The sequence below is a fragment of the Alteromonas sp. 38 genome (assembly GCF_902506055.1).
GTDB classification, from domain to species: Bacteria; Pseudomonadota; Gammaproteobacteria; order Enterobacterales; family Alteromonadaceae; genus Alteromonas; species Alteromonas lipotrueae.
The window spans coordinates 1-24,091 of record NZ_LR733300.1; the positions used below are offsets into that span (position 1 = coordinate 1).

General features: G+C 42.5%; 19 protein-coding genes, 2 tRNA genes and 2 rRNA genes. 11 read left to right on the forward strand and 12 right to left on the reverse strand.

What is annotated here, in order from left to right:
* Positions 1–65: 65 nt before the first annotated feature.
* From FLAVO9R_RS00005 to rrf, 4 genes are all read left to right on the forward strand, one after another.
* A 16S ribosomal RNA gene (locus tag FLAVO9R_RS00005) occupies positions 66–1,583 on the forward strand.
* 472 nt (positions 1,584–2,055) lie between these two features.
* Positions 2,056–2,131 (forward strand) — tRNA-Ala (locus tag FLAVO9R_RS00010).
* Between the two features lie 78 nt (positions 2,132–2,209).
* Positions 2,210–2,286, forward strand: a tRNA-Ile gene (locus FLAVO9R_RS00015).
* Positions 2,287–2,784: 498 nt separating this feature from the next.
* Positions 2,785–2,900: ribosomal RNA gene (gene rrf / locus FLAVO9R_RS00020) — 5S ribosomal RNA — on the forward strand.
* Between the two features lie 373 nt (positions 2,901–3,273).
* On the opposite strand, the gene FLAVO9R_RS00025 is transcribed toward rrf, so the two are convergent.
* From FLAVO9R_RS00025 to FLAVO9R_RS00065, 9 genes are all read right to left on the reverse strand, one after another.
* Positions 3,274–3,801, reverse strand: coding sequence for an acyloxyacyl hydrolase (locus tag FLAVO9R_RS00025; protein WP_159527882.1), 528 nt, complete (start codon positions 3,799–3,801; stop codon positions 3,274–3,276).
* Positions 3,802–3,939: 138 nt separating this feature from the next.
* The gene (locus FLAVO9R_RS00030; RefSeq protein ID WP_159527883.1) at positions 3,940–4,746 is read right to left on the reverse strand and encodes a hypothetical protein; all 807 of its coding nucleotides are present in this window, start codon (positions 4,744–4,746) and stop codon (positions 3,940–3,942) included.
* A gap of 64 nt (positions 4,747–4,810) precedes the next feature.
* Entirely contained in the window at positions 4,811–5,608 is a 798-nt protein-coding gene (locus FLAVO9R_RS00035; RefSeq protein ID WP_159527884.1) for a hypothetical protein, read from the reverse strand.
* Positions 5,609–5,676: 68 nt separating this feature from the next.
* Positions 5,677–8,748 (reverse strand): error-prone DNA polymerase, encoded by a 3,072-nt coding sequence (locus FLAVO9R_RS00040; protein WP_159527885.1) that lies wholly within the window; start codon positions 8,746–8,748, stop codon positions 5,677–5,679.
* Positions 8,748–10,148 carry a Y-family DNA polymerase gene (locus FLAVO9R_RS00045; protein ID WP_159527886.1) on the reverse strand — a complete coding sequence of 467 codons (1,401 nt, stop codon included), beginning with the start codon at positions 10,146–10,148 and terminating at the stop codon, positions 8,748–8,750. Before FLAVO9R_RS00045 ends, FLAVO9R_RS00040 begins: the two co-directional genes overlap by 1 nt.
* A gap of 2 nt (positions 10,149–10,150) precedes the next feature.
* Positions 10,151–10,864 (reverse strand): translesion DNA synthesis-associated protein ImuA, encoded by a 714-nt coding sequence (imuA, locus tag FLAVO9R_RS00050; protein WP_159527887.1) that lies wholly within the window; start codon positions 10,862–10,864, stop codon positions 10,151–10,153.
* A gap of 118 nt (positions 10,865–10,982) precedes the next feature.
* Positions 10,983–11,498 carry a hypothetical protein gene (locus FLAVO9R_RS00055; RefSeq protein ID WP_159527888.1) on the reverse strand — a complete coding sequence of 172 codons (516 nt, stop codon included), beginning with the start codon at positions 11,496–11,498 and terminating at the stop codon, positions 10,983–10,985.
* Positions 11,498–13,252 carry a DUF885 domain-containing protein gene (locus FLAVO9R_RS00060; protein ID WP_159527889.1) on the reverse strand — a complete coding sequence of 585 codons (1,755 nt, stop codon included), beginning with the start codon at positions 13,250–13,252 and terminating at the stop codon, positions 11,498–11,500. The genes FLAVO9R_RS00055 and FLAVO9R_RS00060 overlap by 1 nt, the downstream gene beginning before the upstream one ends.
* A 40-nt stretch (positions 13,253–13,292) precedes the next feature.
* A complete protein-coding gene (locus tag FLAVO9R_RS00065; RefSeq protein ID WP_159527890.1) occupies positions 13,293–13,628 on the reverse strand; it encodes a DUF1820 family protein in 336 nt (111 codons plus the stop codon).
* A 150-nt stretch (positions 13,629–13,778) separates the two neighbouring features.
* Between FLAVO9R_RS00065 and FLAVO9R_RS00070 the strand changes: the two genes are divergently transcribed.
* Both FLAVO9R_RS00070 and FLAVO9R_RS00075 read left to right on the forward strand, forming a co-directional pair.
* On the forward strand, positions 13,779–15,416 hold the full coding sequence (locus tag FLAVO9R_RS00070; protein WP_159527891.1) for a M28 family metallopeptidase: 1,638 nt from the start codon (positions 13,779–13,781) through the stop codon (positions 15,414–15,416).
* Between the two features lie 364 nt (positions 15,417–15,780).
* Complete coding sequence (locus FLAVO9R_RS00075) at positions 15,781–16,617, forward strand: glycosyltransferase (RefSeq protein WP_159527892.1); 837 nt, start codon at positions 15,781–15,783, stop codon at positions 16,615–16,617.
* A gap of 111 nt (positions 16,618–16,728) precedes the next feature.
* Here FLAVO9R_RS00075 and slmA read toward each other — a convergent pair whose 3' ends face one another.
* The gene (gene slmA / locus FLAVO9R_RS00080; protein ID WP_013786158.1) at positions 16,729–17,316 is read right to left on the reverse strand and encodes a nucleoid occlusion factor SlmA; all 588 of its coding nucleotides are present in this window, start codon (positions 17,314–17,316) and stop codon (positions 16,729–16,731) included.
* A 161-nt stretch (positions 17,317–17,477) separates the two neighbouring features.
* Positions 17,478–18,695: a bifunctional phosphopantothenoylcysteine decarboxylase/phosphopantothenate--cysteine ligase CoaBC gene (gene coaBC / locus FLAVO9R_RS00085; RefSeq protein ID WP_159534309.1), complete on the reverse strand. Its 1,218-nt coding sequence runs from the start codon at positions 18,693–18,695 to the stop codon at positions 17,478–17,480.
* Positions 18,696–18,892: 197 nt separating this feature from the next.
* Between coaBC and radC the strand changes: the two genes are divergently transcribed.
* The 5 genes from radC (at position 18,893) to FLAVO9R_RS00110 (ending at position 23,644) form a co-directional block, all read left to right on the forward strand.
* Positions 18,893–19,570 (forward strand): RadC family protein, encoded by a 678-nt coding sequence (gene radC / locus FLAVO9R_RS00090; RefSeq protein WP_159527893.1) that lies wholly within the window; start codon positions 18,893–18,895, stop codon positions 19,568–19,570.
* A 94-nt stretch (positions 19,571–19,664) separates the two neighbouring features.
* Positions 19,665–20,006: a hypothetical protein gene (locus tag FLAVO9R_RS00095; RefSeq protein WP_159527894.1), complete on the forward strand. Its 342-nt coding sequence runs from the start codon at positions 19,665–19,667 to the stop codon at positions 20,004–20,006.
* Between the two features lie 97 nt (positions 20,007–20,103).
* A complete protein-coding gene (locus tag FLAVO9R_RS00100) occupies positions 20,104–20,787 on the forward strand; it encodes a YjbF family lipoprotein (protein ID WP_159527895.1) in 684 nt (227 codons plus the stop codon).
* A 5-nt stretch (positions 20,788–20,792) separates the two neighbouring features.
* Positions 20,793–21,536, forward strand: coding sequence for a capsule biosynthesis GfcC family protein (locus FLAVO9R_RS00105; protein ID WP_159527896.1), 744 nt, complete (start codon positions 20,793–20,795; stop codon positions 21,534–21,536).
* Positions 21,533–23,644 (forward strand): YjbH domain-containing protein, encoded by a 2,112-nt coding sequence (locus FLAVO9R_RS00110; protein WP_159527897.1) that lies wholly within the window; start codon positions 21,533–21,535, stop codon positions 23,642–23,644. Before FLAVO9R_RS00105 ends, FLAVO9R_RS00110 begins: the two co-directional genes overlap by 4 nt.
* 37 nt (positions 23,645–23,681) lie before the next feature.
* Here the strand turns inward: FLAVO9R_RS00110 and FLAVO9R_RS00115 are convergent, their stop codons facing one another.
* Complete coding sequence (locus tag FLAVO9R_RS00115) at positions 23,682–24,080, reverse strand: adenylyltransferase/cytidyltransferase family protein (protein WP_159527898.1); 399 nt, start codon at positions 24,078–24,080, stop codon at positions 23,682–23,684.
* Positions 24,081–24,091 lie beyond the last annotated feature (11 nt).

Below are 24,091 nucleotides of genomic sequence, written 5' to 3' on the forward strand. Positions count from 1 at the left end.
ACAAGACAATCTGTGTGGGCACTCATTAAGAGTGTCACACAACGACGATTCATATTCGATATATTTAATTGAAGAGTTTGATCATGGCTCAGATTGAACGCTGGCGGCAGGCCTAACACATGCAAGTCGAACGGAAACATGTCTAGCTTGCTAGATGATGTCGAGTGGCGGACGGGTGAGTAATGCTTGGGAACTTGCCTTTGCGAGGGGGATAACAGTTGGAAACGACTGCTAATACCGCATAATGTCTTCGGACCAAACGGGGCTTAGGCTCCGGCGCAAAGAGAGGCCCAAGTGAGATTAGCTAGTTGGTGAGGTAAAGGCTCACCAAGGCAACGATCTCTAGCTGTTCTGAGAGGAAGATCAGCCACACTGGGACTGAGACACGGCCCAGACTCCTACGGGAGGCAGCAGTGGGGAATATTGCACAATGGGGGAAACCCTGATGCAGCCATGCCGCGTGTGTGAAGAAGGCCTTCGGGTTGTAAAGCACTTTCAGTTGTGAGGAAAAGTTAGTAGTTAATACCTGCTAGCCGTGACGTTAACAACAGAAGAAGCACCGGCTAACTCCGTGCCAGCAGCCGCGGTAATACGGAGGGTGCGAGCGTTAATCGGAATTACTGGGCGTAAAGCGCACGCAGGCGGTTTGTTAAGCTAGATGTGAAAGCCCCGGGCTCAACCTGGGACGGTCATTTAGAACTGGCAGACTAGAGTCTTGGAGAGGGGAGTGGAATTCCAGGTGTAGCGGTGAAATGCGTAGATATCTGGAGGAACATCAGTGGCGAAGGCGACTCCCTGGCCAAAGACTGACGCTCATGTGCGAAAGTGTGGGTAGCGAACAGGATTAGATACCCTGGTAGTCCACACCGTAAACGCTGTCTACTAGCTGTTTGTGGCTTTAAGCCGTGAGTAGCGAAGCTAACGCGATAAGTAGACCGCCTGGGGAGTACGGCCGCAAGGTTAAAACTCAAATGAATTGACGGGGGCCCGCACAAGCGGTGGAGCATGTGGTTTAATTCGATGCAACGCGAAGAACCTTACCTACACTTGACATGTTGAGAAGTTACCAGAGATGGTTTCGTGCCTTCGGGAACTCAAACACAGGTGCTGCATGGCTGTCGTCAGCTCGTGTCGTGAGATGTTGGGTTAAGTCCCGCAACGAGCGCAACCCTTGTCCTTAGTTGCCAGCATTTAGTTGGGCACTCTAAGGAGACTGCCGGTGACAAACCGGAGGAAGGTGGGGACGACGTCAAGTCATCATGGCCCTTACGTGTAGGGCTACACACGTGCTACAATGGCATATACAGAGGGATGCGAGACAGTGATGTGGAGCGGACCCCTTAAAGTATGTCGTAGTCCGGATTGGAGTCTGCAACTCGACTCCATGAAGTCGGAATCGCTAGTAATCGCAGGTCAGAATACTGCGGTGAATACGTTCCCGGGCCTTGTACACACCGCCCGTCACACCATGGGAGTGGGATGCAAAAGAAGTAGTTAGTGCGATTACCACTTTGTGTTTCATGACTGGGGTGAAGTCGTAACAAGGTAACCCTAGGGGAACCTGGGGTTGGATCACCTCCTTACCAAAATGTCGATGGTGACATTGTTAGTGTAGTGCCTACACAGATTGTTTTGTTATTAAATGAAGAACGACACGAAGTTTTTTGTAGTTATACAGAAAATGGGGCTATAGCTCAGCTGGGAGAGCGCCTGCCTTGCACGCAGGANGCAACTCGACTCCATGAAGTCGGAATCGCTAGTAATCGCAGGTCAGAATACTGCGGTGAATACGTTCCCGGGCCTTGTACACACCGCCCGTCACACCATGGGAGTGGGATGCAAAAGAAGTAGTTAGTTTAACCTTCGGGAGAACGATTACCACTTTGTGTTTCATGACTGGGGTGAAGTCGTAACAAGGTAACCCTAGGGGAACCTGGGGTTGGATCACCTCCTTACCAAAATGTCGATGGTGACATTGTTAGTGTAGTGCCTACACAGATTGTTTTGTTATTAAATGAAGAACGACACGAAGTTTTTTGTAGTTATACAGAAAATGGGGCTATAGCTCAGCTGGGAGAGCGCCTGCCTTGCACGCAGGAGGTCAGCAGTTCGATCCTGCTTAGCTCCACCACTTTGCTTGTAGTTTACTGGTTGCAGCCCTGCCCTCGAATAAGAGCGGTGAGGTCACAATGCCGACCTGTTGTAAAATAGGCTTGTAGCTCAGCTGGTTAGAGCGCACCCCTGATAAGGGTGAGGTCGGCAGTTCAAGTCTGCCCAAGCCTACCATTTACCTTCACTTGCTTTGCAAGTGGTCGTGAAAAATCCGCTTAACCGGCAGCGGAGCTTCCTGACGGTTTTTCTACTCGCTAAAGTTAGCGGTAGTTATGAACTAGCATAGAAAGCTTATTTTGTGTCATGTTGGACCAGAAATCCTAATGAATTTTTACTCGATTGAGTAGGCATTGATTAGGGTTTTTTACTCTAAGGAAGAAAGTAATGCATTTAGCATGAAATCTCCAACGTTCTTTAACAATTTGGAAAGCTGATATTTAATTAGTAAATCAATCAAAATTTGAGTAATTGAGAAGTCGAAAGACGTACTTACTACTCTACTTGACTTGAATTGCTTGTTATCAATCTTTATTTGAAAAGCAACGAGAGTAGTAGTACTCAGTGCTCAAAGATTGATTACGTGAATATCAGAATTCCTAAATTGTTAATTATTAAAGTAATATGGACTAAATAAGTCGGTATTACGCAAACAAACGTTTGCAAAAGTTTATGCTTGGCAGCCATAGCGATACGGTACCACCTGATCCCATTCCGAACTCAGAAGTGAAACGTATTAGCGGCGATGGTAGTGTGGGGTTTCCCCATGTGAGAGTAGCACACTGCCAAGCTCCCATTCGAAGAAAGGGCTATCCTAACGGATAGCCCTTTTTTTATGCCTTATTGAAAGTGAAATTAGCAGGTACGCCGTAGAAAAAACTGAGCGTACTGAAGAGCCTCCTCGCGTGCTCATTCCAAAAAAGAATCATGATTCTGCACCCCGATACTGTATAAGTAACCGAACTCAGAAGTGAAACGTATTAGCGGCAAGAACTGTGAATCGATATCTGAAGAATTATATAATAGACGGTAGATAGCTACAGATGCAGGTTATCTTTCAATTGCTTCCCATGATATCTAAGCTCGATTTAAATACGCCTACAGATCACTACCGAGTTAATTTGAGTGCTATGTCAGTGCACAAAGAATTATAAGAGCGTGTAATTAAAAGCGGTAAGCGTATGAAAGGTTGATGAAGTCCAAACCAGGGTTGTCACTGTTAAACCCGCCGTTTGAAAAATGCATATAGCGAAGTGCTACTTGCTGGCTATTATCGAGTTCGAGCAATAAACCTACTCTATCTTCAAATTGATAATTTGAACCAATGTCCTTACCGGCTACTTTCTCATCATTTATGAAACTAGCGCCTATGCCTGCTTCGACATATAACGGGTAATTATATACCGTACTGATTTGTTTCATAAAAATTGGCGTGATTGATAGTGCGTAACTAGTACTGTGGTTATTATCTTCGCCATACTCCCAATGGTAGGCGCTTAGTTCCAAATATAATTTGATATCTCCGAACCATTGAGAACTGAAATTATGTTCTAGTGGTCTATAAGCCAACCGAATACCGTCTATGTCGTCAAAACCTTTCATTAAGTCGACACTGACTGTTTGTTTAGCCTGAAGCATGCAGGGTAGTAATAAAAATGCAAAAGTAGTTACTTTGAAAATGTTTTTAAGCATGTTTTCTCCTTTAATATATAAGGAGAAAAGCAAAATCATTACCAGAAATAAAAAGTGATAACTTTCATGGCTTTGAGGTAATTTAGAGTGATTATACCTTTTTAGCTATTTTTCTATTATCCTTGGAATAAGTAATTATTACAGAGGCTTCCATAAATCGTCTTTTCCAATGCCTTGCTCTATTCGAAACCTCTCTATAAGCGCTTTAGGTAAACTAATATCGTACTTTTCATAAATGTCAGATACTAAGTTAGGGTTATTCATTAAGAATAGGTTTAGCTCTTTTATAATTTCGGGGTGACGTAAAGTAGATAGTAGAAAAGGGACATCAATAAAGGGAAGGGTAACATCAATGGAGAACGGGCCTAGTTGGGGGTAACTTTGCGTAAAATACTTTCCAACGTGATATTCAAGATCTACAGCATCCACTTCTTCATGTTGAAGTAGTGAAAGTGCGTTATAAGTTTCTTCAATGGGAACTAAAGATACAAGTTTGTCATCTATTCTGCTTTGCCATTTAACTGGCGTAAACCCTTGCGGAATCCCTAATTTCTTAACAAAATTTATCCCCTTTCCAAGATCTGCTGATCTAACAAGTGTTCCAGATAATGTATGAGCAATAGGTTTCGAAAAGGTTTTTTCGGCAGCGGTAGTATCTCCGCTATTCCAGCGTGGGTTATCAGGGTAAATGAAATCTACATTCCCTTTATTTAATTCAATTTGTAACCTTCGAACCGGCATGTCTAAATATACGAACTCATGTCCTGACGCATCGGAAAATGCTTGTAAGATTGCCCATCCCACACCTTTATCAACTTTAGATGTGAAATCATAGTGAGGAAAGTACTCAATATTTTGAGCACCAATAATATACTGTTCTGCTTGCGCTAAGTTACCGCCGAAAAAAAAGAGAAGGCAGTAGAAAGTCCGTTTTATGTAGCCCACTGATATTACCTTTTTGAATGAATACTATTACTAAACACAAAAGTTAATAGTAGCGTATAAACGGCTATTGAGGCTGCCAAATGTCTTTATCTTCTATACTAAATTCAGTTTGTATTTGTTGTGTCAGTGCTTCTAATGAAGTCATGCCATAGCGTGCCCTAATCGAATCAATAAGCGTTGGGTTATTATTTATAAAACTGTTTAGCTCCTCAATGACGTCCTGGTGTCTTAAAGCAGAAAGCATAAAAGGGATCTCGTTATGGGGTAGAGTAATATCTAATACGAAAGGGCCGATTTGCGGCGATTGACTAGAATAGTAATTACCCACGTGGTATTCGAAGTCTATGGCGTCTACACGCTCTAGCTGTAGTAACGACAAGCCTGCAAAAGTATCAGATATGGAAACTATCCTAATGAGGTTTTGATCTAACCTCGTTTGCCAATTCACTGGTGTAAAGCCAAGAGGCATAGCAATTCTCTTAATGGAATTGATACCTTTATTTACATTTTTCGGTTTTACAAAAGTACCGGTAACGGCACGGGTAAGTGCAACCGAGAAATATTTTTCTTTGGTTTTAGTGACCTCGTTATACCAGCCAGGGTTATCGGGATATACAAAATCCACATGACCTTTAAGCATTTCCATTTGAAGACGACGAATAGGCATTGTTAGGTACGAAAATTCGTGACCAGATGCTTCTGAAAAGGCTTCGAGTATTGCCCAGCCTACTCCCTTATCAATAGGTGAAGCAAAATCGTAATGTGGGTAATACTCAATGTTTTGTGAGCCTACAATAAATTTTTCAGCAGTTACCGCTGTACTAATCCATATCAGTAAAAGGCAAAACACCCCGTGTTTCATGCCATACTCCTACTAATTTTGATACTAAAATACCTAAGACTGCAAAACGCGTATGTACGCAATTGGACTTAATGAAAGTCTCTGGATGGCATACTGATATCCTCAAGCCATGGTGTTCGGTCTATTAACTTTCCCGCAATAATATGAATAACTCCTTCTTTAGAGCGTTCAATAATACCATCAACTTGCATAAGTTTAGCCTTTAAAAAGGTCTTATGCTGGGCGCGAGAGGTGGCCTGCCATACTATGACGTTAATATTTCCGGTATGGTCTTCTAATGTTAGAAATGTAACCCCAGCGGCACTGCTTGGCGCTTGTCGACCAGTTACGCATCCGAGTACTTTTACAATTGATTTATGGTTTTTTTGCAGCAAAGATTTAGCTGGGGTAATAAAACTTAACTTTCGTTCTCTATGTAAAAGTGCCACAGGGTGGTCGTTAACCGAAAGTCCAATAGAAGCATAATCTTCAATTAAGGTTTCAGCTACGCTTGGAGCAGTTTTAAAAGTGTCCGCGTTATTAGTATTTTCAAAAAGCGGTAAATCGGCTTGTTTATCCATTAACCGCCAGCGAGTTTGATAGCGATTACCTGCAATAGCTCTAAATGCATCAGCACTAGCAAGAGCCTCTAATTCATCAGAACGTATTGCGAGCGTTCGCACGGCCTCTATATTTTTATAACCTGTAGCCGGCTTGTGGCTCACAATGAGGTTAGCACTCTTTTCACTTAAGCCTTTTACAAGCGTTAGCCCAAGTTGTATCTGTTTCTCGCCTTTGTATTCAACAATTAAGTGTTCGTAGTTTGATGCATTCACACAAGGCGCATGAACCGCAACATGATGGCGCTTTGCATCTAGTACCAGCTGAGATGGCGTATAGAAACCCATTGGCCAGCTGTTTAATAAGGCGACATAAAACTCAACAGGGAAATAATATTTTAACCAGCATGATACGTAAGCTAACACGGCGAACGATGCTGAGTGGGACTCTGGAAAACCATAGCCAGCAAAGCCTTTAATTTGTTCGAATAGATTATTTGAAAAAGAGGCTTCGTAGCCTCTCGATACCATGCCTTTTATTAGCTTTTCTTTAAACTCAAAAATTCGACCGTCTTTTTTCCAGCTAGCCATTGCACGACGTAATTGATCTGCTTCACCGCCACTAAAACCAGCCGCTACCATGGCGAGTTTTATCACTTGTTCCTGAAAAATTGGAACGCCCATGGTGCGCGATAGCACTTCTTTTACTTCTTCTGAAGGGTAGGTTATGGCTTCTTTCCCATGCCGTCTTAGAAGATAAGGGTGAACCATATCCCCCTGTATAGGCCCTGGCCTAACAATAGCTATTTGCACCACCAAGTCGTAATAACGGCGAGGCTTTAAACGAGGAAGCATCGACATCTGTGCACGGGATTCAATTTGAAAAACGCCGACGGTATCTGCTTGGCAAATCATATCGTAAACCTGCTTGTCATCGCCTAATTTGGTAATGAAAGGAATATCTACACCGATAGGAAATTGCATATTAAGTAAGTCAAAGGTACGGCGAATGGCGCTGAGCATACCTAAAGCCAATACATCAACTTTAAGTAGCCCTAGGGTCTCAATATCATCTTTGTCCCATTGGATAATTGTACGCTCTGGCATCGCTGCGTTCTCAACAGGTACCAACTCATACAGTGGTCCTGAACTAATAACGAAACCACCAACGTGCTGAGAAAGATGTCGAGGAGTACCGAGAAGTTGCTCGGTGATACTAATTAAATGTTTTACCCTTTCATTTTCCGGGTCGAGGCCTAAATTCGCAAGCTGAGACTGCCAAGGAATGACACTGTCGCGGCGATTAATTTGCTTCATCACAAAGCTTAATTGCGACTCACTGAAGCCCAAGGCTTTACCTGCATCTTTAAACGCTGATTTGAAGCGATAACTGATAACTGTAGAAGCAATGGCGGTTCTTTCCCTGCCATATTTTTCATAGATATATTGGATAACTTCTTCACGACGTTGGTGCTCGAAATCTACGTCGATGTCAGGTGGTTCGTTTCGTTCTTTAGAGATAAAGCGTTCAAAAAGCACATTGATTTGGCGTGGATCAACGGCGGTAATTTCTAAGCAATAACACACAATAGAGTTAGCTGCCGACCCTCTACCTTGATAGAGGATTTTGCGCGCTTTGGCGAATTGAACAATATCGTAAATGGTAAGAAAAAAGTACTCGTACTCTTGTTCACGAATAAGTGAGAGCTCTTTTTCAATAAGCGCCCTAAGCGCATCGGTCAGGCCATCTGGGAAACGCACCTTTATCCCTGCTTCTACGCGCTCTCTTAAATATGAAGTGGGCGATGCACCTTTGGGTATAAGTTCAGAAGGATATTGATAGCGTAGTTCTGCTAACGAAAAAAGGCAGTCTCTCGCGACATCAATAGCATTGAAAATCCACTTTTCAGGGAAAAGCTTTTTTAATTTTGAAACGGTACGCAAGCTACGCTCAGCATTGCTTAGTGCTGCTCGCCCCAATTTACTTACTTGCGTATGCGCTTGGGTGGCATGAAGAACATGTTGAAGTGGAAGGTTATCCGTATGGTGCATAAGCACGCCAGTACAAGCAAGAATAGGAAACTCAAATTTTTCCTGTAGTTGTGTGTAAGTCGCAAATCGGCGATGGTCATAACCATCAAGTAAACGTTGAGCACCTATGTATGTTTTGATATTGGGTAGGCTGGTTAGCCAAGTCGCCCAGTAATTATCTTTTTCTTCCTGCGTACTGGGTATCCAAATAAGCGTGCAGTGACGTATCGTCCGCAAATCCCATTCTGCAAGTTGATACTCACCTTTTTGGCTGCGCCTTCTGGCATTAGTAACTATGCGGCAAAGTTCGGTATATGCCGCTTTATTGGGGCAGAGTAATACAAAAGACAATGCATCATCGAAGCGAAAATAGCTGCCGATAATGAGCTTAATAGGGAGTTTTTGCTGTTCTATTTCAGCATAAGCTCGCACCACGCCCGCTACAGAACATTCATCGGTAATCGCTAACGCTTCGTATCCAAGAAAAGAGGCGGTAGTCACTAACTGTGCAGGAGAAGATGCTCCTGTTAAAAAGCTGTAGTGGCTTTGACAAAAAAGCTCGCTATACATTAGCTGTATACGCCTTGTGTCCACCAACAGGCTTTAGCATCTTTAAAGACTAACAAGCGCACACCGTGACTAGTTTCGGCTATAAAATAATCTTTTTTGCTGGCAGTACCACTCCACCACTGTGTCTGAAGTCGTATAGGGCCAAAGCAAATACGTGTCGCTAGGTTTAAGGGCTTAGGGTGTAGAAACAAGAACGCAGGAGCCATATCAGCGGTATAAGCAGGTGTAGTTTCCTCTACTTGATTTACTGTCATGCCTTCAAACGCATGGCTGTTTCCCGCCTTAGGATGAAGCGTACTGTCATCGCCTAATTTGGCTTTTAATTTTCCAATAAGTTGCTTTTGTGCCACGGTGGTAAATCGATGGGAAAATAAATCGTTTCCATCATTTTCAATGGGCTCGAATTGCTGGCAGGTTAGGGATATAGCAACGGCGGGTTCTGGCAGCAGAAGAGTCTCAACTTTAAGTTCAACCAGCGCCAACCAGTCCTTTTGTGTTGCAAAAGGCATAGCCCCATTAACCTCTATTGATAAGGGCTCTTCTTCTCTAAAGTGCACCTGAAAAAGAATAGATGAGGTGAGTAAATTTCGTGCGCGTAAGTAGTGCTCTAACGTAACTAGCAGGGTTTTAATACTCGGTAATAAGTGTTGAGTGTTTTCCACTTCAAACGATAGCGTTTTCGTTTGCTGAAAACTTATCGAAGGCCTGAATAAAACGTATTTGGGAAAGGTTTCCCCCCGCAGGGCGGTTAAATAGCGAATCGTATCGTTTGAGAAGCGCTGTCCAAGTTCATGAATAGGAAGCTTAAGTAGTTGACCTACCTGCCTAACTCCTACCTTGGCAAGTGTGGCAATGGTTTTTGAATCAAGCGAGGTTTGCTCTAGCTTACACCGTGACAATAGCAATGTTATGCTTTCTTTATTATCGGTATAACTGTTTGTTTTATTGTGAGCGAGAAGACGAGCTGCCTCCACCCCCCATGCTGTCGAGAAGTAAAAATGAATACCCGCAGAATGTAGTTCGTTTATAAGTACATGCCATAAAGCGTCAAGGCCACCGTAATACTGCAGTAAATTGTCTAATCGAATAGCAATGGCGTTGTGAGAGTCAATTACAATATCTGATGCGAGTGGGTATATCCGATGTGCAAGATATAGAAGCGTCTCTTTCTCGGCTTCACGATTAAACGCTAGAATGTGTACGTGAGGGCAGAGCGCAGCGGCTTGTGCAAGCCCTTGGCCGCATTCAACACCTTCTTTAATAGCCTGCGAATTAGCTTGTACTACTTGATTGCCTTGTTCGTGATAAACCACAGCGGGAGTTTCACAGTCGGTAAAGCCACCATCTTTTTTATAGGCATCAAGGGTTAACTGATAACAGTAAAAATAAGCCCATAGCATGATTAAATCACCGAGTGTAATGCTGGCTCGGTTTTCTTATTATTTTGCATGGCTGCTTGAATAGCGTGGTTGTTAGGGGTCCATGAATGAGGGATGACTATATCGGAAACGGGCCATCCATGACGTTGTTTAATGATGTTAACAACCAATTTCGCATCACGAATATGCAGAGTTAAGTCGAGAGTAATAGGAAAAGAAGCCCCTTGGTGATGAGGGGAGGTAAACAGTAAGCAAAGTGTATCGTTATGCGATGCAGCCACTTGCAAACGCCGAGCTGCTTTTGCTTCCATGGTATTATTCCAAAGCAATACACAGTGACAAGCAGCACTTTTTAAGCATTGCTCTGCTGCCCACAAGGCTTCTTGGTCTGTTTTTGGAAGCACAACGATGACTTGTTCTAGGTCTACGCCTAAGTTGCTTAACCAAGGCGCTTGGAGCTGAGCTGGAGGTTTTATAAATACACGCAGTTTGTGCGCCCGATGCGTAGTCAAAACCTGTTTAAAAAGTGTGATTTCCCCAATACCGGTTAATGACGCAATTCTTACTACTCCGGAAGTAGCGATACCACCGTGCAGGGCTTCATCTAAAACACGAGCACCCAGCAAAAATTTGTTTTCGCTTACAGGCTTCTCTCGGGCTCGCCATATATGAGGGTGCTTATCAAAAAGCGCCGCTTTAGAACGAGTTTCATTAATGGGTGATGTAGGAATATTCATAACACTATAATGCTGTATGTATGTACAGTATTATAGTGTAGAGGCTTGTCTTTTCAAGATGAGGCGAATAGTTAAATCTGAGAAGACATCTAACTATCTGAAAAAGTTACTCAAATTTTTATGCTGTGCTGGAATCGCTACTGGCAGGGCTTTTTTTAGTGTTACCGCCAACCGAACTAGTAATTAATTGGCAGGCCGCGATAAAGCCATCAGCGCTATTTTTAGACCATGCCATACGAATGGGGCCAGGCATTTCTTTAATCACGTCTCGTACATCGCTTTGCGATACATCGGTGCTGCTTAATGCAGAGTCTAATGCTTCTTCTAGCGTAGCGCCTTTTTCACAGCAAGCCATTACGATACTTGAGAAGTTATGCATAAGCGGCATAAGAGCAGTATGTTGTTGCTGACTTATCAAGCGACTTTTGTAAGCACTTTCAATGCGAGCTGCATACGCTTTTTCTAACGCATCTGTCACTAGCACTAAGTTTCTATAGGCATGATTAACTTTATTGCCATTTTGTTTTGCTGATGAGCGTGTAAGCGTAAGTTCTCGTTGTAGTGTTTGCACACGAAGCGCTAGATAAATCAAAAACAGGACAAGCAGCCCTATGATCCCAAATGCAAATATCATTACATTGCCGCCTTTTGTTCTTCTATGAATTGATTAATTTTTTGCTCTAATATGAATAAAGGTACAGAGCCATTTTCCAATACTGCTCGGTGAAATTTACGTACGTTGAAATGCTGGCCTAGTGCAACCTCAGCTCTTTCACGCAGCGCTTTTATCTTAATTTCACCAATTTTATAGGATAGGGCTTGAGCAGGCCATGATATATATCGGTCAATCTCAGTATTCACATTGTGCTCTGACAAAGCCGTATTGGACATCATAAAATCAATGGCTCTATCTCGGCTCCATCCCATGGTGTGCATGCCGGTATCTACTACAAGACGACACGCGCGCCACATTTCATAGCTTAAGCGGCCGAAATTATCATAGGGGTCTTCATAGATTCCCGCTTCAATTCCTAAGAATTCAGAATACAAACCCCAACCTTCACCAAAGGCCGAAATATAAGTGTTACGACGAACCATGGGTAAATTTTCTAATTCCGCAGCTAAAGATATTTGTAAATGATGGCCAGGCACAGCTTCGTGCAATGTAAGTGCTGGAAGGGCATAAAGCGGGCGCTTATCTAGTGCATAAGTATTTACCCAATAGTAACCAGGCTGATCGTCACGACTTGGATGAATATAACGACCCGTGGTGTACTTAGGGGCGATACTATCGGGAACCGACGCTACACCATAAGGTGTGCGAGGCAAGTATTCAAATAGCGAAGGTAATTTTGCATCCATTTTTTTTGCAATAAAAGAGGCTTCTTTAAGCAGCTCTTCTGCGCTGGTGGCATAAAATTGTGGGTCTTCACGCAAAAAGGTAATGAATTCATCAATACTGCCATCGAAATTAAGGCTATCTACTACGCTTTGCATTTCAGCGCGAATGCGCTTCACTTCTTTTAAGCCAAGGGTGTGAATGTCTTCGGGGCTTATATCTGTTGTAGTGTAATGCTTAGCGCGATTAGCGTAATAAGCTTTGCCATCAGGCCACTCGTTAGCAGCAATGGCGGCTCGGGCGCCAGGAATATACTCATCAACCATAAAGTCATAAAATGCTTGGTAAGCTGGCATTACGCTGGTGGCGATAGCTTTTTGGCCTTGTTGCTTCAACGCTGCTTGTTGTGAAGTATCAATGTGTTTGGAAAACTGGAGAAATGGCTTGTAGAAGCCGCTCTTAGTTGCATCATCCACAATATAGGCGGCTACAGCGTTTTCAAAGCCTTCTAAAACAACCTTAGGTTGAGTATAACCTTCTTCTAGGCCTTGACGCATATAGACAATTTGCTGTTCAAAGTAGGGTTTAAGTGCATGCAAACGAGATATATATGCTTGGTAATCCTCCACAGTTTTAAACGTGGATAAATTTGGCAATGATGCCATGGCACCATGAAAACCGTATTCGGAGTTTATGGGGATAAGATAAGCGCGGAAGTGATATTGGCTAATATAGTTCTCTAGCCGATATTGCTGCATAAGTAGGGAAATAAACGCTTCATCAGATAGGTTTTCCTTAGAATACGCCTTTAACGCTTTACGATACGCTTGCCATTGTTGATCTTGCGTTGCCAACCCTTCTGGTGAAATATCGGGTAGCTTGTTATTTTGCGAACTATCACCTTGTCTCGACGCGAGAAGCGGAGAAACACTTAGCTCATACTGCCAAATTTCGTCTAACAGAGCATAAAAAGGTTTATCCTCATTGGCATTCGCCATAGAAGAAAAGCTATTCATAGCCAGCGTAAAAAGTAACAAATAACGATACATTAGAGCCTCCGGTAACCTTAAGCCGGATTATCTCGGCGGGTTACTCTTTGTTAGGTGTATAAATTGGGCTAGGGAAAGGCATCACTTTATCAGACTTATTATCTAATTTAGTAATTTTGGCCGTACCTTTTTTACTGACCGCATCAATTCTAAGGATGTTATGCATAGGAATGTAAGTACTGGTAACGTCTGAGAACTCTGATTTGAGCTTTTCATGGCTGGGATCTACCACTATGCCGGTATGGGTATCCCACACAAATTCACCTATTTCTACAAATCCAAATAAGCCACTTTGAGAAAGTGATTTGACGTACACATCGTAGCGCTCCCCATTACTGACGAACTGCACGCGATACAAAGGGTCTGTTTTTGTCATAAGTTGTCGTTAATTTCATGATGCTTTGAAGAGCGTGAATATTACAATGGTCTATGAATACGGGCAATGGTCGAAAATCGTTAGGCTTAAACGTTACGGAATCGTTAGGGTAAGGTACTATGTAAAGACCTTAAAAATAGTGGAAATACAATGATAAAAAAACTATTACTTGGAAGTGCGATGACGGCGATGGCATTGGCTGCCACTGCGCATAACCATGAAACGACAGAAAATAGCTTTAACCCTGATACTCAGCGTATAAAGTCACACTTATTTTTCTTAGCCGATGACTTACTTGAAGGTCGTGATACGGGTTCTCGAGGGCATGAAATTGCCGCGTTATATATTGCGACAGAATTCGCAAAATACGGTTTAAAGCCAGCAGGCACCGAAGGTTACATGCAGCAGGTGAGCTTCCGTAAAGCCAATCTATTGCAAGAGTCCCCTGAATTTACGCTTAACCGTAATGGCGAAAAAATTGATTTTGCTTATCCCAAAGAATATTTAGCGGGTCCTAGTTTACTTAGTGTAGATGCTAATGTTTCTGGCGAACTTGTGTTTGTTGGCTATGGCATAGTGGCTGACGAGTTGTCTCATAACGATTATGAAAATATCGATGTGGAAGGCAAAATTGTGGTTTCCCTAGCCGGTAAACCCAGTGATTTTCCTTCGGAAGAAGGGGCTCATTTTGCCTCAGGGTATCAAAAGCAAAAATACGCCGCTGAGCATGGTGCAATTGGCATGATCACCATCACCACGCCTAAAAACGAAAAAGTACGGCCTTATCAAAGTCGCTTAAGCTATATTCATACACCGCGTATGGCTTGGTTAAACGACGAAGGTCAACCTGCCAATACCTTCCCGCAAATTAAAGGCGGTGCTTATTTAAGTGAAGCTGCAGCAAAAACCTTATTTGAAGGAGCTGAGCGGGAACTTGACGATATTTATGCCGATCTTGAGGCGGATAAAGTCCCCACCGGCTTTGCATTACCTGGCACAGTAAGCTTAAGTAAAAAGAGCACTCACGAAGTAGTGACTAGCCCGAATGTTGTTGGCGTGCTTGAAGGTTCAGATCCCGCCCTTAAAGATGAATATGTCGTCTTTTCCGCGCACTCTGACCACATTGGTTTCGCGAAAACAGTTAAAAAAGACAATATCAACAACGGCGCTATGGATAATGCCTCTGGCACATCGGTAATGCTAGAAACTGCACGCTTATTTAGCGAAATGGACGTAAAACCTAAACGTTCGATATTGTTTGTATCGGTAACAGGTGAGGAAAAAGGATTATTAGGGGCAGATTACTTTGCTCGCAATCCTACCGTGCCGGTGACGTCAATGGTGGCAAACGTTAACCTTGATATGCCCATTTTAACCTATGAGTTTGCCGACGTAATTGCGTTTGGTGCAAACCACAGTGATTTGAAAGCGTCGGTTGAAACCGCTGCAAGTAATGCTGATATTTCATTAAGCCCAGATCCTTGGCCAGACCAAGCGCTATTTACTCGCTCAGATCACTACGCATTTGTGAAACAAGGCGTACCAGCCGTATTTTTAGTTCCTGGTTTAACATCAAAAGATCCAGAGGTAGATGGTAGTAAAGTGTTTGGTCACTTCTTATCAACGAATTATCACAAACCTAGCGACGATATTAACCAGCCATTTAATTGGAATGCTGCTGAAGCCTTTACCAAAGTAAATGCGCAAATTGGTTGGACCCTAGCTAATCAAGAAGAGAAACCGAAATGGAATGAGGGTGATTTCTTCGGGAATACGTTTAGTAAATAACGTAGCTTTATCTTAAATAAAAAAGCAGCATATCTATGCTGCTTTTTTGTAGGTAACGTGCGAACTACGTTATGCGATTTGAAAGCCCATTGAGGTTAAACATAACCTGTATCGATGTAACGAGATAGAGTCGTTGTTGATATTCGCTAGAGAAAACATTCTAGCCTTATACCACCATGATGATTGTACGCAAATGAGCGATGTTGCACTTGGAAGATGATATTAGAGAATATTTAAACTTATTTTTTTACTAATACAGAACTAGTAAGCTTTTTTTTACTCTAAATCAGGGATTACATGGAATTTTTACGTTTGAGTTATCAATTAGTAAAAAAGTATCTTCTAAATATTTAATGGCATCATTATGTTTCAGCACTTTATATTGACGCGCTTTAATCTTAGGAAAAAAGGTTGGGATGAGACAAAATCTCAATCTAAAGTTTTAACCGATAAGTGGATGGAGAATAGATTAGAGCTGTTTGAACAGTATTGCTATTCTTCGATAAAAGCGCAAACTAAAAAGGATTTTGAATGGTTAGTGTTTTTCGATAAAACGACACCACAACTCTTTCGTGAAAAAATTAGTGAGCTCTCTTCAAATTTTTCCAAATTCATACCTATTTATGCAGATGGAATGGACGATTTTTTACCGTCTATTACCAGAGAAATAAAAAATCGTCTCACAACGCCTTATTTAATTACAACGAGGCTAGATAACTACGACAGTCTTCATCAAGATTTTGTAAAAGAAGTACACAATCAATTCTCTAAGCAAGAGTTTAGAGTTATCGATTTCGTTGACGGATATACGCTACAGGTTTCGCCACGGGTAAGATTTGGTCTGCATTCACATGTTCACAACCCATTTATGAGTTTGATTGAAAAGAGTGAAAACTTTAAAACAATATGGACTCAGGAAAGGCATGGCTATTGGCGCAGTGTAAAAGAAGTTACTCCTTTACGTGGTAAAAGGTTGTGGATGTCAGTTATTCACATTGAAAACAAAGCAAATGAATATAAAGGTTACGGTAACGTAGCAAAGAGTGCTATTGATTCATTTAATTTGCACCCGCAAGCATTAGAAAATTTCAAATCTAATGCTGAAGATCTTCAGTTAAACAGCGCTGGCGCTTTTAAGCATAAGCTAAGAACAAATTGGAAAGTTAACTTCAAGCTATTAGAGAGAAGGTTATTTTCTTAATTAACTATTAAAGACGAAAATAAATAAAATCTAATTTGCTGAAATTATTTAACCCCACACAAATCAAAAAGGCGCTGTATTAAAGCGCCTTTTTCTAATCTGAGATCTGCCTTATACAAACATCTGCTTAAAAGCTGCCCATTGCTCATTGAACTGTTCAGTTGGTTTACGGGTGAAACCACTTCGAATAAACAAGTTAATGCGGCCGTCGGTGTAACAAATAAGCATGTTAGCAATTATCGCTTCATCGGCTGATAGGGTTTTCCCTTCACGCAACTTTCGTTCACGGAGTACTTGTTTAAGCTGGGTTTCAAGACGTTCAAAGAGTTTTGCGATACGAGCGCGAAGTCGGTCTTGCTCTCCCATTAATGCATCACCGTTTAATATACGGGTAATGCCGGGGTTCTTTTCGGCAAAGCCTAAAATGAGGTGAAGAATTAGCTGACAACGAGTCAGCGAGTCTTTCTCTTCGTTAACTATTTTATTAATGCGGGTAAACAAGGTTTCTTCGATGAACTCAATGAGTCCTTCGAACATTCTGGCTTTACTTGGAAAGTGGCGATATAGCGCCGCTTCTGAAACGCCCACTTTTTCAGCTAATTTTGCTGTAGTGATACGTTGACCAGGGTTTGTTTCCAACATTCCCGCTAGGGCTTGCAGAATTTGGGCTCTGCGATTTGTTTTTTTGACAGCAGGCATGATGAGAATAATTCCTCCGCAACCGGACTTAAGAAGTCCGTTCCATGTTAAGTTGGCTCAGGCCAAATCGTTATGATGAGTTCTTGTTATTATCGACACGCTGAATACTTGTATTAGCGTATATCGTTATTTTTTATTTTTAAATGATGTTCTAAGCTTGGCTATTGAACAATATTCTTACTGTTAAATCGATTCGCAATAAGTAGTAACAATGCTTCAGCTAACTTAGGTTTTGTGGTGGCAGGTAGGTGTTTATCGCCATCGTCCCAAATTACATGTAACGCATTATTATCGCTATTGAAGCCAAGTCCGTCGGCAGTTATGTCGTTTGCCGCAATCATATCAAGCTTTTTGTTTTTCAGCTTTCCACGGGCGTACAACTCCACATCTTGGCTTTCTGCAGCAAATCCAACACAAAAAGGCTTATCAGTTCGCGTTGCAATCGTTGCTAGAATATCAGGGTTTTTAACAAAAGTAAGTGTTAACTCATCACCGATTTTCTTAATTTTATTTTCGGCAACCTGCACTGCTCTATAATCAGCTACCGCAGCCGTAGCTATAAAAATATCGGAATGAGAAACCGCTTGCTCACATGCCACTAACATTTCATCAGCGGTAGTGACATCAATACGCTTACATCCATCAGGGGTAGGCAAGTTTACTGGCCCTGCGATAAGGGTGACGTCGGCGCCTGCTTTAATGGCCATGTCAGCAATAGCAAAACCCATTTTTCCCGAACTATGATTGGAGATGTAGCGGACCGGATCCAGTGGTTCTCGGGTTGGGCCTGCTGTAATTAGGACGTGCTTACCTGACAAGATCTTATCGTTTGGTGCGCTTAGGTTTCGGTTGATGGTAGAAGCTATTTCTACTGGCTCCACCATGCGGCCAGAGCCTACATCACCACAAGCTTGCTCTCCATCAGCTGGACCTATAAATAACGCACCATGCTGCGTTAAGATGCCTAAATTTACTTGTGTTGCCGTGGCCTTCCACATTTGCTGATTCATTGCAGGGGCAATAAAAGTTTTCGCTTCTGTGGCTAAATATAAAGTGGTGAGCAAATCGTCAGCCAATCCATGAGCCAGCTTAGCCATAATATTGGCTGTAGCGGGGGCGATAAGTAACGCATCAGCCCATTTAGCCAACTCAATGTGACCCATTGCCGCTTCTGCAGCTGGGTCTAGCAAATGTTGGTGTACCGGGTTACCAGATACCGCCTGTAACGAAAGCGGGCTTACAAATTCAGCCGCTGACCCCGTTAATACCACGCGTACATTCGCGCCTAGCGCGGTAAGCTTACGCACTAAATCAGGGGTTTTATAGGCGGCAATCCCACCACTAACACCAAGCAGAACATTTTTATTGGCTAAAGACATATTTGAAACATCATTTTTTACGTAACCCAAGACTATCATGATGGCGATTTTTGCGGTAGCTGAACAAAAGTACATTCACCGACTCGAACAACAAAATAGTATGTCATTTCAACAAGAACTCGCCCAATGATCAGTCGATTGTAAATAGACTACTGCGCTATAAACCCTATATTCATTTGGTGTGTGAGAAATTGATAATGTCGATAAAAGTGTGGCCTATTAAAGAACGGCCAAGGGAAAAACTACTTTATTATGGCGCAGAATACTTAAGTGACGCTGAGTTGATTGCCGTTATGCTAGGTGCAGGTGTGGCAGGGAAAACCGCAGTAGGTTTGGCCAGAGATCTGTTAGAAAAAGTGGGATCGCTACGAGGTTTAGTCGTGGCAAACGAAGCCGAATTTACCGATGTAAATGGCCTCGGCGCTTGTAAATTTGCACAATTTCAAGCTGCCTTTGAGATATTTAGACGAAACTTAGAAATTCCACTTGCTCGACAAGACGTATTTAATAATGTGGATGATACGAAGCGTTACTTGCAAGCAAAACTACGAGACTGTCAGCAAGAAAAATTCCTGCTGTTAATGTTAGACAGTCAGCACCAACTTATTGCTTGTAGAACCATGTTTACCGGAACAATTAATAGTGCGGCGGTGTATCCTCGAGAACTTTTAAAGCAAGTGATCAAAGATAATGCAGCGGCCGTGATCTTAGTTCACAATCACCCCTCAGGCGTTGCTGAACCGAGTCAGGCAGATATTAGGCTGACCGGGGAGATCCAAAATGCGATGGGAATGATCGATGTTTCTGTTTTAGATCATTTTGTGGTCGGAGACACGGAAACGGTTTCATTTGCCCAGCGAGGCCTGTTAATATAGATTTTGTTAGTCATTCATCGAATATAATCTAGTCAAATCGTTGAAAATGATTTAGCATATCAATCTAATGGGTAAATTTTCTGAAAGGACTAATATGAAAAAGTCAATTATTGCATTGTTCGCAGCAGCTGCTATGTCTGCTGGTGTTAGCGCTCAAGATGCCGAAGGCGGAGCTGGAACTACAGGGCTTGGCGCTGTAACTGCTCCAGTTGTAGCGACTGCTGCTGTTGTTGCTGGCGTTGTTGCTGGTGTGGTTTCTAACAATTCATCAACAGCTGTTGATGATGAAGGTACAGCTACTTGTGAAGGCGATGATCCATTAGTAGATGGCGTTTGTGTTGGTACTACTAACACAGTTACAGTTACAGGTACTGCAACTGCAACCTCTACTATCACGGTTCCAGTGACATTTACTTACGCACCGACCGTACAGTAATAATAAATAGTTTCGAAAAAGCCGCTTTCATTAGCGGCTTTTTTATTTATACCAAGAAAGTGTTCTTATTACTAAATAACAGTTGTCGAAATTTTCAATGAAAAAATCCCTTTTACTGACTACTATCAGCCTGTTATCTCTTCTTGTTTCAGGGTGCTCCACTACCATTAATGCCTATATTAAAACTGTTAGTCTTGCCCTTGAGGATCGCACCGTTTCCTACACCGTAGATGAAATAGCGGCAAGCAAAGCCGATTTATTACAAATTAAAGCGGGTGGACGTGATGCTGCTTCACTTGCCCTTGCCTATATTGATGGTGATAAATACCGTTGGGTATCAGGCGATAAGGTTATCTTCACCATGCATCATGGCGTGATTGTTCGCACTGAAGGGCTAGATAATGAGTTGTACTATACGGGAAATTTAAAGCATAACCCCTTGGCCAGCAACGATGTTTTAGCCTACTCGTGGCAAAGAAAACTCGACTTAGAAAATGTAGGTTACGGGTTACCTGTTAGCTCTACATGGCGAGTGCACGGTGAGGAAAGCCAAACCTATCTAGATACCATTTTTACGGTCACTAAAATAACGGAAAGTGTTATTTTTCCAGAAACCACGCCTTATATCGACACCCATTTGGAATGGGAAAATACTTACTATCTTGACGCAAAATCGAAACAGCTTTTAGCCTCTACGCAAAAGTTAAGCCCACAAGGTGATGTCTACGACATGGTGTATTTAAGTCGAGTAGTGCGTTTAATGAAAAGTAAGGAGCAGTAAATAAAATGAGAGTTTTTATTACCTTACTAATGAGCTTTTGGCTTTTGCTATTTTCCGCGTCTGTATCTGCCCAAGTGACTATCATAATTAATAAGCAATCTTACGAGTTCGCGCAGCCCATTAGGCTTAACAGTGTATTGTCAATTGTGGCTGAATCTGGTGATTGGTATTGGCCAACATCAGGCATATATAACTTAAATGATGCTTATGCTGAGCGCGAAAAAGACGCTGTTTTATCAGAAATTCGTATGGTATTGAAAGATTACAATGCGAACAGCGATACATACCGCGCATTAGAAAACCTGTATCAGCAAGTCTCTTCATGGACAGTATCTACGCGTATTATCACGCCAATATCCTATAACCGTGCACGTTTGAATGCTGAAGAAAATCCTATGTTTCAACCTGGACGATATTTGCTTCGCATTAGTCCTCGTCCATCAGTTATACACTTTTCTGGGTTAGTTATTAAACCTGGTGCTTACAGACACGGTAATGATCTTTCTATTTTTTCTACTGCAAAGTCAGTCACTAAAGCCACAGACGCTGATAAAAGCCATGTTTTCGTGATTACCCCAATGGGCGAGATAGAGAAACGTGGTATTGCTTACTGGAATATAGATTACTCACAATTAATGCCAGGAAGCCAAATTTATGTACCCATCACGGGACAGATATTCAGTTCAACCTTGGATGCACTCAATACCCGCATCGCAAATTTAGCAGTACATAGGATCCTTCCTCAATGAGCGCTTTTCCTTATAAGAAAACATCGTTAGCACTCATCATTAGTGCATCAGCCTGTCCCGTCTTGGCTGATACAGATACCGTTGATACCGAGTTCCGGGTTACCCCTTCGCAAATGGTACAAGGTGGGAACGGGCTTATCCAAACCCCTACAGCGCGTATGCGTGAAGAAGGGGGATTTGCAATAAATTATACCGACAATGGTGAATATCGCTTTTGGTCAGTCAACCTACAATTATTCGATTGGATGGAAGCTACGGCTCGCTATACTGACGTGCGAACGCAGTTTTATAGCGATGTTGAGTCGTTTAGTGGTGACCAAACCCTTAAAGATAAAGGCTTAGATGTAAAATTTAGGTTGTGGAAAGAAGGCTATTATACGCCAGATATTTCCGTTGGTTTTCGCGATTTTGGTGGTACAGGCTTCTTCGAAAGCGAGTATATTAACGCCAGTAAATCATTTGGACCTTTTGATGTTCACTTAGGCTTAGGTTGGGGCTACTTAGGCACGGCAGACGATATTACTAACCCGCTTTGTGAGTTTAGAGACAGTTACTGTGATCGACCCGCGGGGTTTTCTGGGCGCGGTGGAAAAGTTGATTACGACCAATTTTTCAAGGGAACGACGGCCTTTTTTGGTGGTATCGAATATCAAACACCTTGGGAGCCATTAACCCTTAAACTTGAGTTTGAAGGTAACGATTATTCGTTGGATAGGGCTGGGGAATTAGAGCAAGATTCTCGTTGGAATGTGGGCGCGGTATATCGCTGGAAAGAATTTGATTTCAGTATGAATTATCAGCGCGGAAACACGTTTGGTTTTGGCGTAACGTATCGCTTCAACATGAACACCTTAAGCCAAGCTAAGTACGATAAACCACCCAAAACTTTAATGGCTAGGCAAGTACCTGACACTATCGACAACGTTGATAAATCTAGATTGTACAATACCTTGTATCGCTCAGCCGGATTTGCCCTCTCTGATGCCAGTATTGAAGAAGATAAAGCTGTATTTTATGGTACCCAGTTCGCTTACCGCGACCAAGATGAAGCGATTGAGCGGATAGGGCGCATTGTTGCCTCAGAACTTCCAGATTCAGTGACGAAATATCACATTGTTGAAAATAGCGGTGGTCAGCCCATGGTTGATACCACAATTGATGCTGAACCGTTTATTGCGGCAGCACGCTATGAGTCGATAGATGCGGACATCACCACGTCATACGCACGTACTACACCTTCCAAAGAGATGATGGATGCTTATGAGCCTACGAACACCCATGGGCTGTTCTATAACGCTAACTTCTTCTGGACGCAATCATTCGGTAATCCTGAAGACTTCTATTTATATCAAACAGGTCTAATTTTGAATGCAGGATATGCGTTTAATAATAAGCTATCTGTTATGGGCAGTGCGCGGGTAACCTTATTAGATAACTTTGATAAATTTAACTTTTTGGTTGATAACGAAGAAACTGCATTACCGCGAGTAAGAACGCGGGTACGAGAGTATGTGTCTGAGAATAAAGTGGGCATGGATACCGCCTTCATTCACTATAAAGACAATATTAGTGAGAACGTATTTGGGCAGGTATACGCGGGTTATCTAGAAACTATGTTTGCAGGTGTCGGTGGTGAGATTTTATATCGTCCTGTTGATAGCCGATTGGCATATGGGGTTGACATAAACTATGTGCAGCAGCGGGACCCCTACAACCAATATTCAACCTTAGATTATGACGCTATCACCGGCCATGCCAGCGTGTATTGGCAACCTGAAATGCTGAAAGGTACGCAATTAACCGTTAGTGCTGGGCAATTTTTAGCAAAAGACAAAGGCGTGAATATCGATTTCGCAAAACGTTTCGATAGTGGGATTGTTGTGGGGGCTTATGCGGCTTTCACCGATGTCTCATCTGAAGAATATGGGGAAGGTAGCTTTACCAAAGGTTTCTATATCTCAATTCCTTCAGACTTATTCTTGCTGCAACCTTCGAAAGGTCGAGGAACATTCCCATGGGTGCCGATCTCTCGTGATGGTGGCCAGGTGTTAAGACGTCCCGTGCGTCTTATCGATTCTACGGCAGTACGCTCACCGTTTTACGACTAGCGGGTTTGGTAAGCACGGAATAACAGCAATTCCGTGCTTACTCGTTACTATCCTTTATTATTTCAATAATTTCAGTGGTTGAAATAGAGGGAGTTCGGGGTAGATAAACCACATCGCATATATCCTTAAACTCATCAAACTTACCGTGCCAGTCATCTCCCATGACCAGCACGTCCGCTTGGTGTTGAATGATATAGTCGCGTTTCTTTTCTAGAGATTCTTCTGTGAAAATTTTGTCGACAAAGCGCAGGGATGCAAGTAATTCCTCTCTGCTGTGGTAGGGGTAAATAGGATTTCGCCCTTTTTTGCTCAAATTGAGTTCATCTGAAGAAAGGCCCACTATGAGAGCATCACCTTCTGCGCGAGCACGTTTAAGTATTCTTATGTGACCTATGTGCAGTACATCAAATGTTCCGAAGGTTATAACGCGTCTCAAAATACCACCTG

Coding starts and splice junctions, on each gene's coding strand:
- FLAVO9R_RS00025 (WP_159527882.1), bottom strand. CDS start 3,801: ATGCTTAAAAACATTTTCAAAGTAACTACTTTTGCATTTTTATTACTA.
- FLAVO9R_RS00035 (WP_159527884.1), bottom strand. CDS start 5,608: ATGAAACACGGGGTGTTTTGCCTTTTACTGATATGGATTAGTACAGCG.
- FLAVO9R_RS00040 (WP_159527885.1), bottom strand. CDS start 8,748: ATGTATAGCGAGCTTTTTTGTCAAAGCCACTACAGCTTTTTAACAGGA.
- FLAVO9R_RS00045 (WP_159527886.1), bottom strand. CDS start 10,148: ATGCTATGGGCTTATTTTTACTGTTATCAGTTAACCCTTGATGCCTAT.
- imuA (WP_159527887.1), bottom strand. CDS start 10,864: ATGAATATTCCTACATCACCCATTAATGAAACTCGTTCTAAAGCGGCG.
- FLAVO9R_RS00055 (WP_159527888.1), bottom strand. CDS start 11,498: ATGATATTTGCATTTGGGATCATAGGGCTGCTTGTCCTGTTTTTGATT.
- FLAVO9R_RS00060 (WP_159527889.1), bottom strand. CDS start 13,252: ATGTATCGTTATTTGTTACTTTTTACGCTGGCTATGAATAGCTTTTCT.
- FLAVO9R_RS00065 (WP_159527890.1), bottom strand. CDS start 13,628: ATGACAAAAACAGACCCTTTGTATCGCGTGCAGTTCGTCAGTAATGGG.
- FLAVO9R_RS00070 (WP_159527891.1), top strand. CDS start 13,779: ATGATAAAAAAACTATTACTTGGAAGTGCGATGACGGCGATGGCATTG.
- FLAVO9R_RS00075 (WP_159527892.1), top strand. CDS start 15,781: ATGTTTCAGCACTTTATATTGACGCGCTTTAATCTTAGGAAAAAAGGT.
- slmA (WP_013786158.1), bottom strand. CDS start 17,316: ATGCCTGCTGTCAAAAAAACAAATCGCAGAGCCCAAATTCTGCAAGCC.
- coaBC (WP_159534309.1), bottom strand. CDS start 18,695: ATGTCTTTAGCCAATAAAAATGTTCTGCTTGGTGTTAGTGGTGGGATT.
- radC (WP_159527893.1), top strand. CDS start 18,893: ATGTCGATAAAAGTGTGGCCTATTAAAGAACGGCCAAGGGAAAAACTA.
- FLAVO9R_RS00095 (WP_159527894.1), top strand. CDS start 19,665: ATGAAAAAGTCAATTATTGCATTGTTCGCAGCAGCTGCTATGTCTGCT.
- FLAVO9R_RS00100 (WP_159527895.1), top strand. CDS start 20,104: ATGAAAAAATCCCTTTTACTGACTACTATCAGCCTGTTATCTCTTCTT.
- FLAVO9R_RS00105 (WP_159527896.1), top strand. CDS start 20,793: ATGAGAGTTTTTATTACCTTACTAATGAGCTTTTGGCTTTTGCTATTT.
- FLAVO9R_RS00110 (WP_159527897.1), top strand. CDS start 21,533: ATGAGCGCTTTTCCTTATAAGAAAACATCGTTAGCACTCATCATTAGT.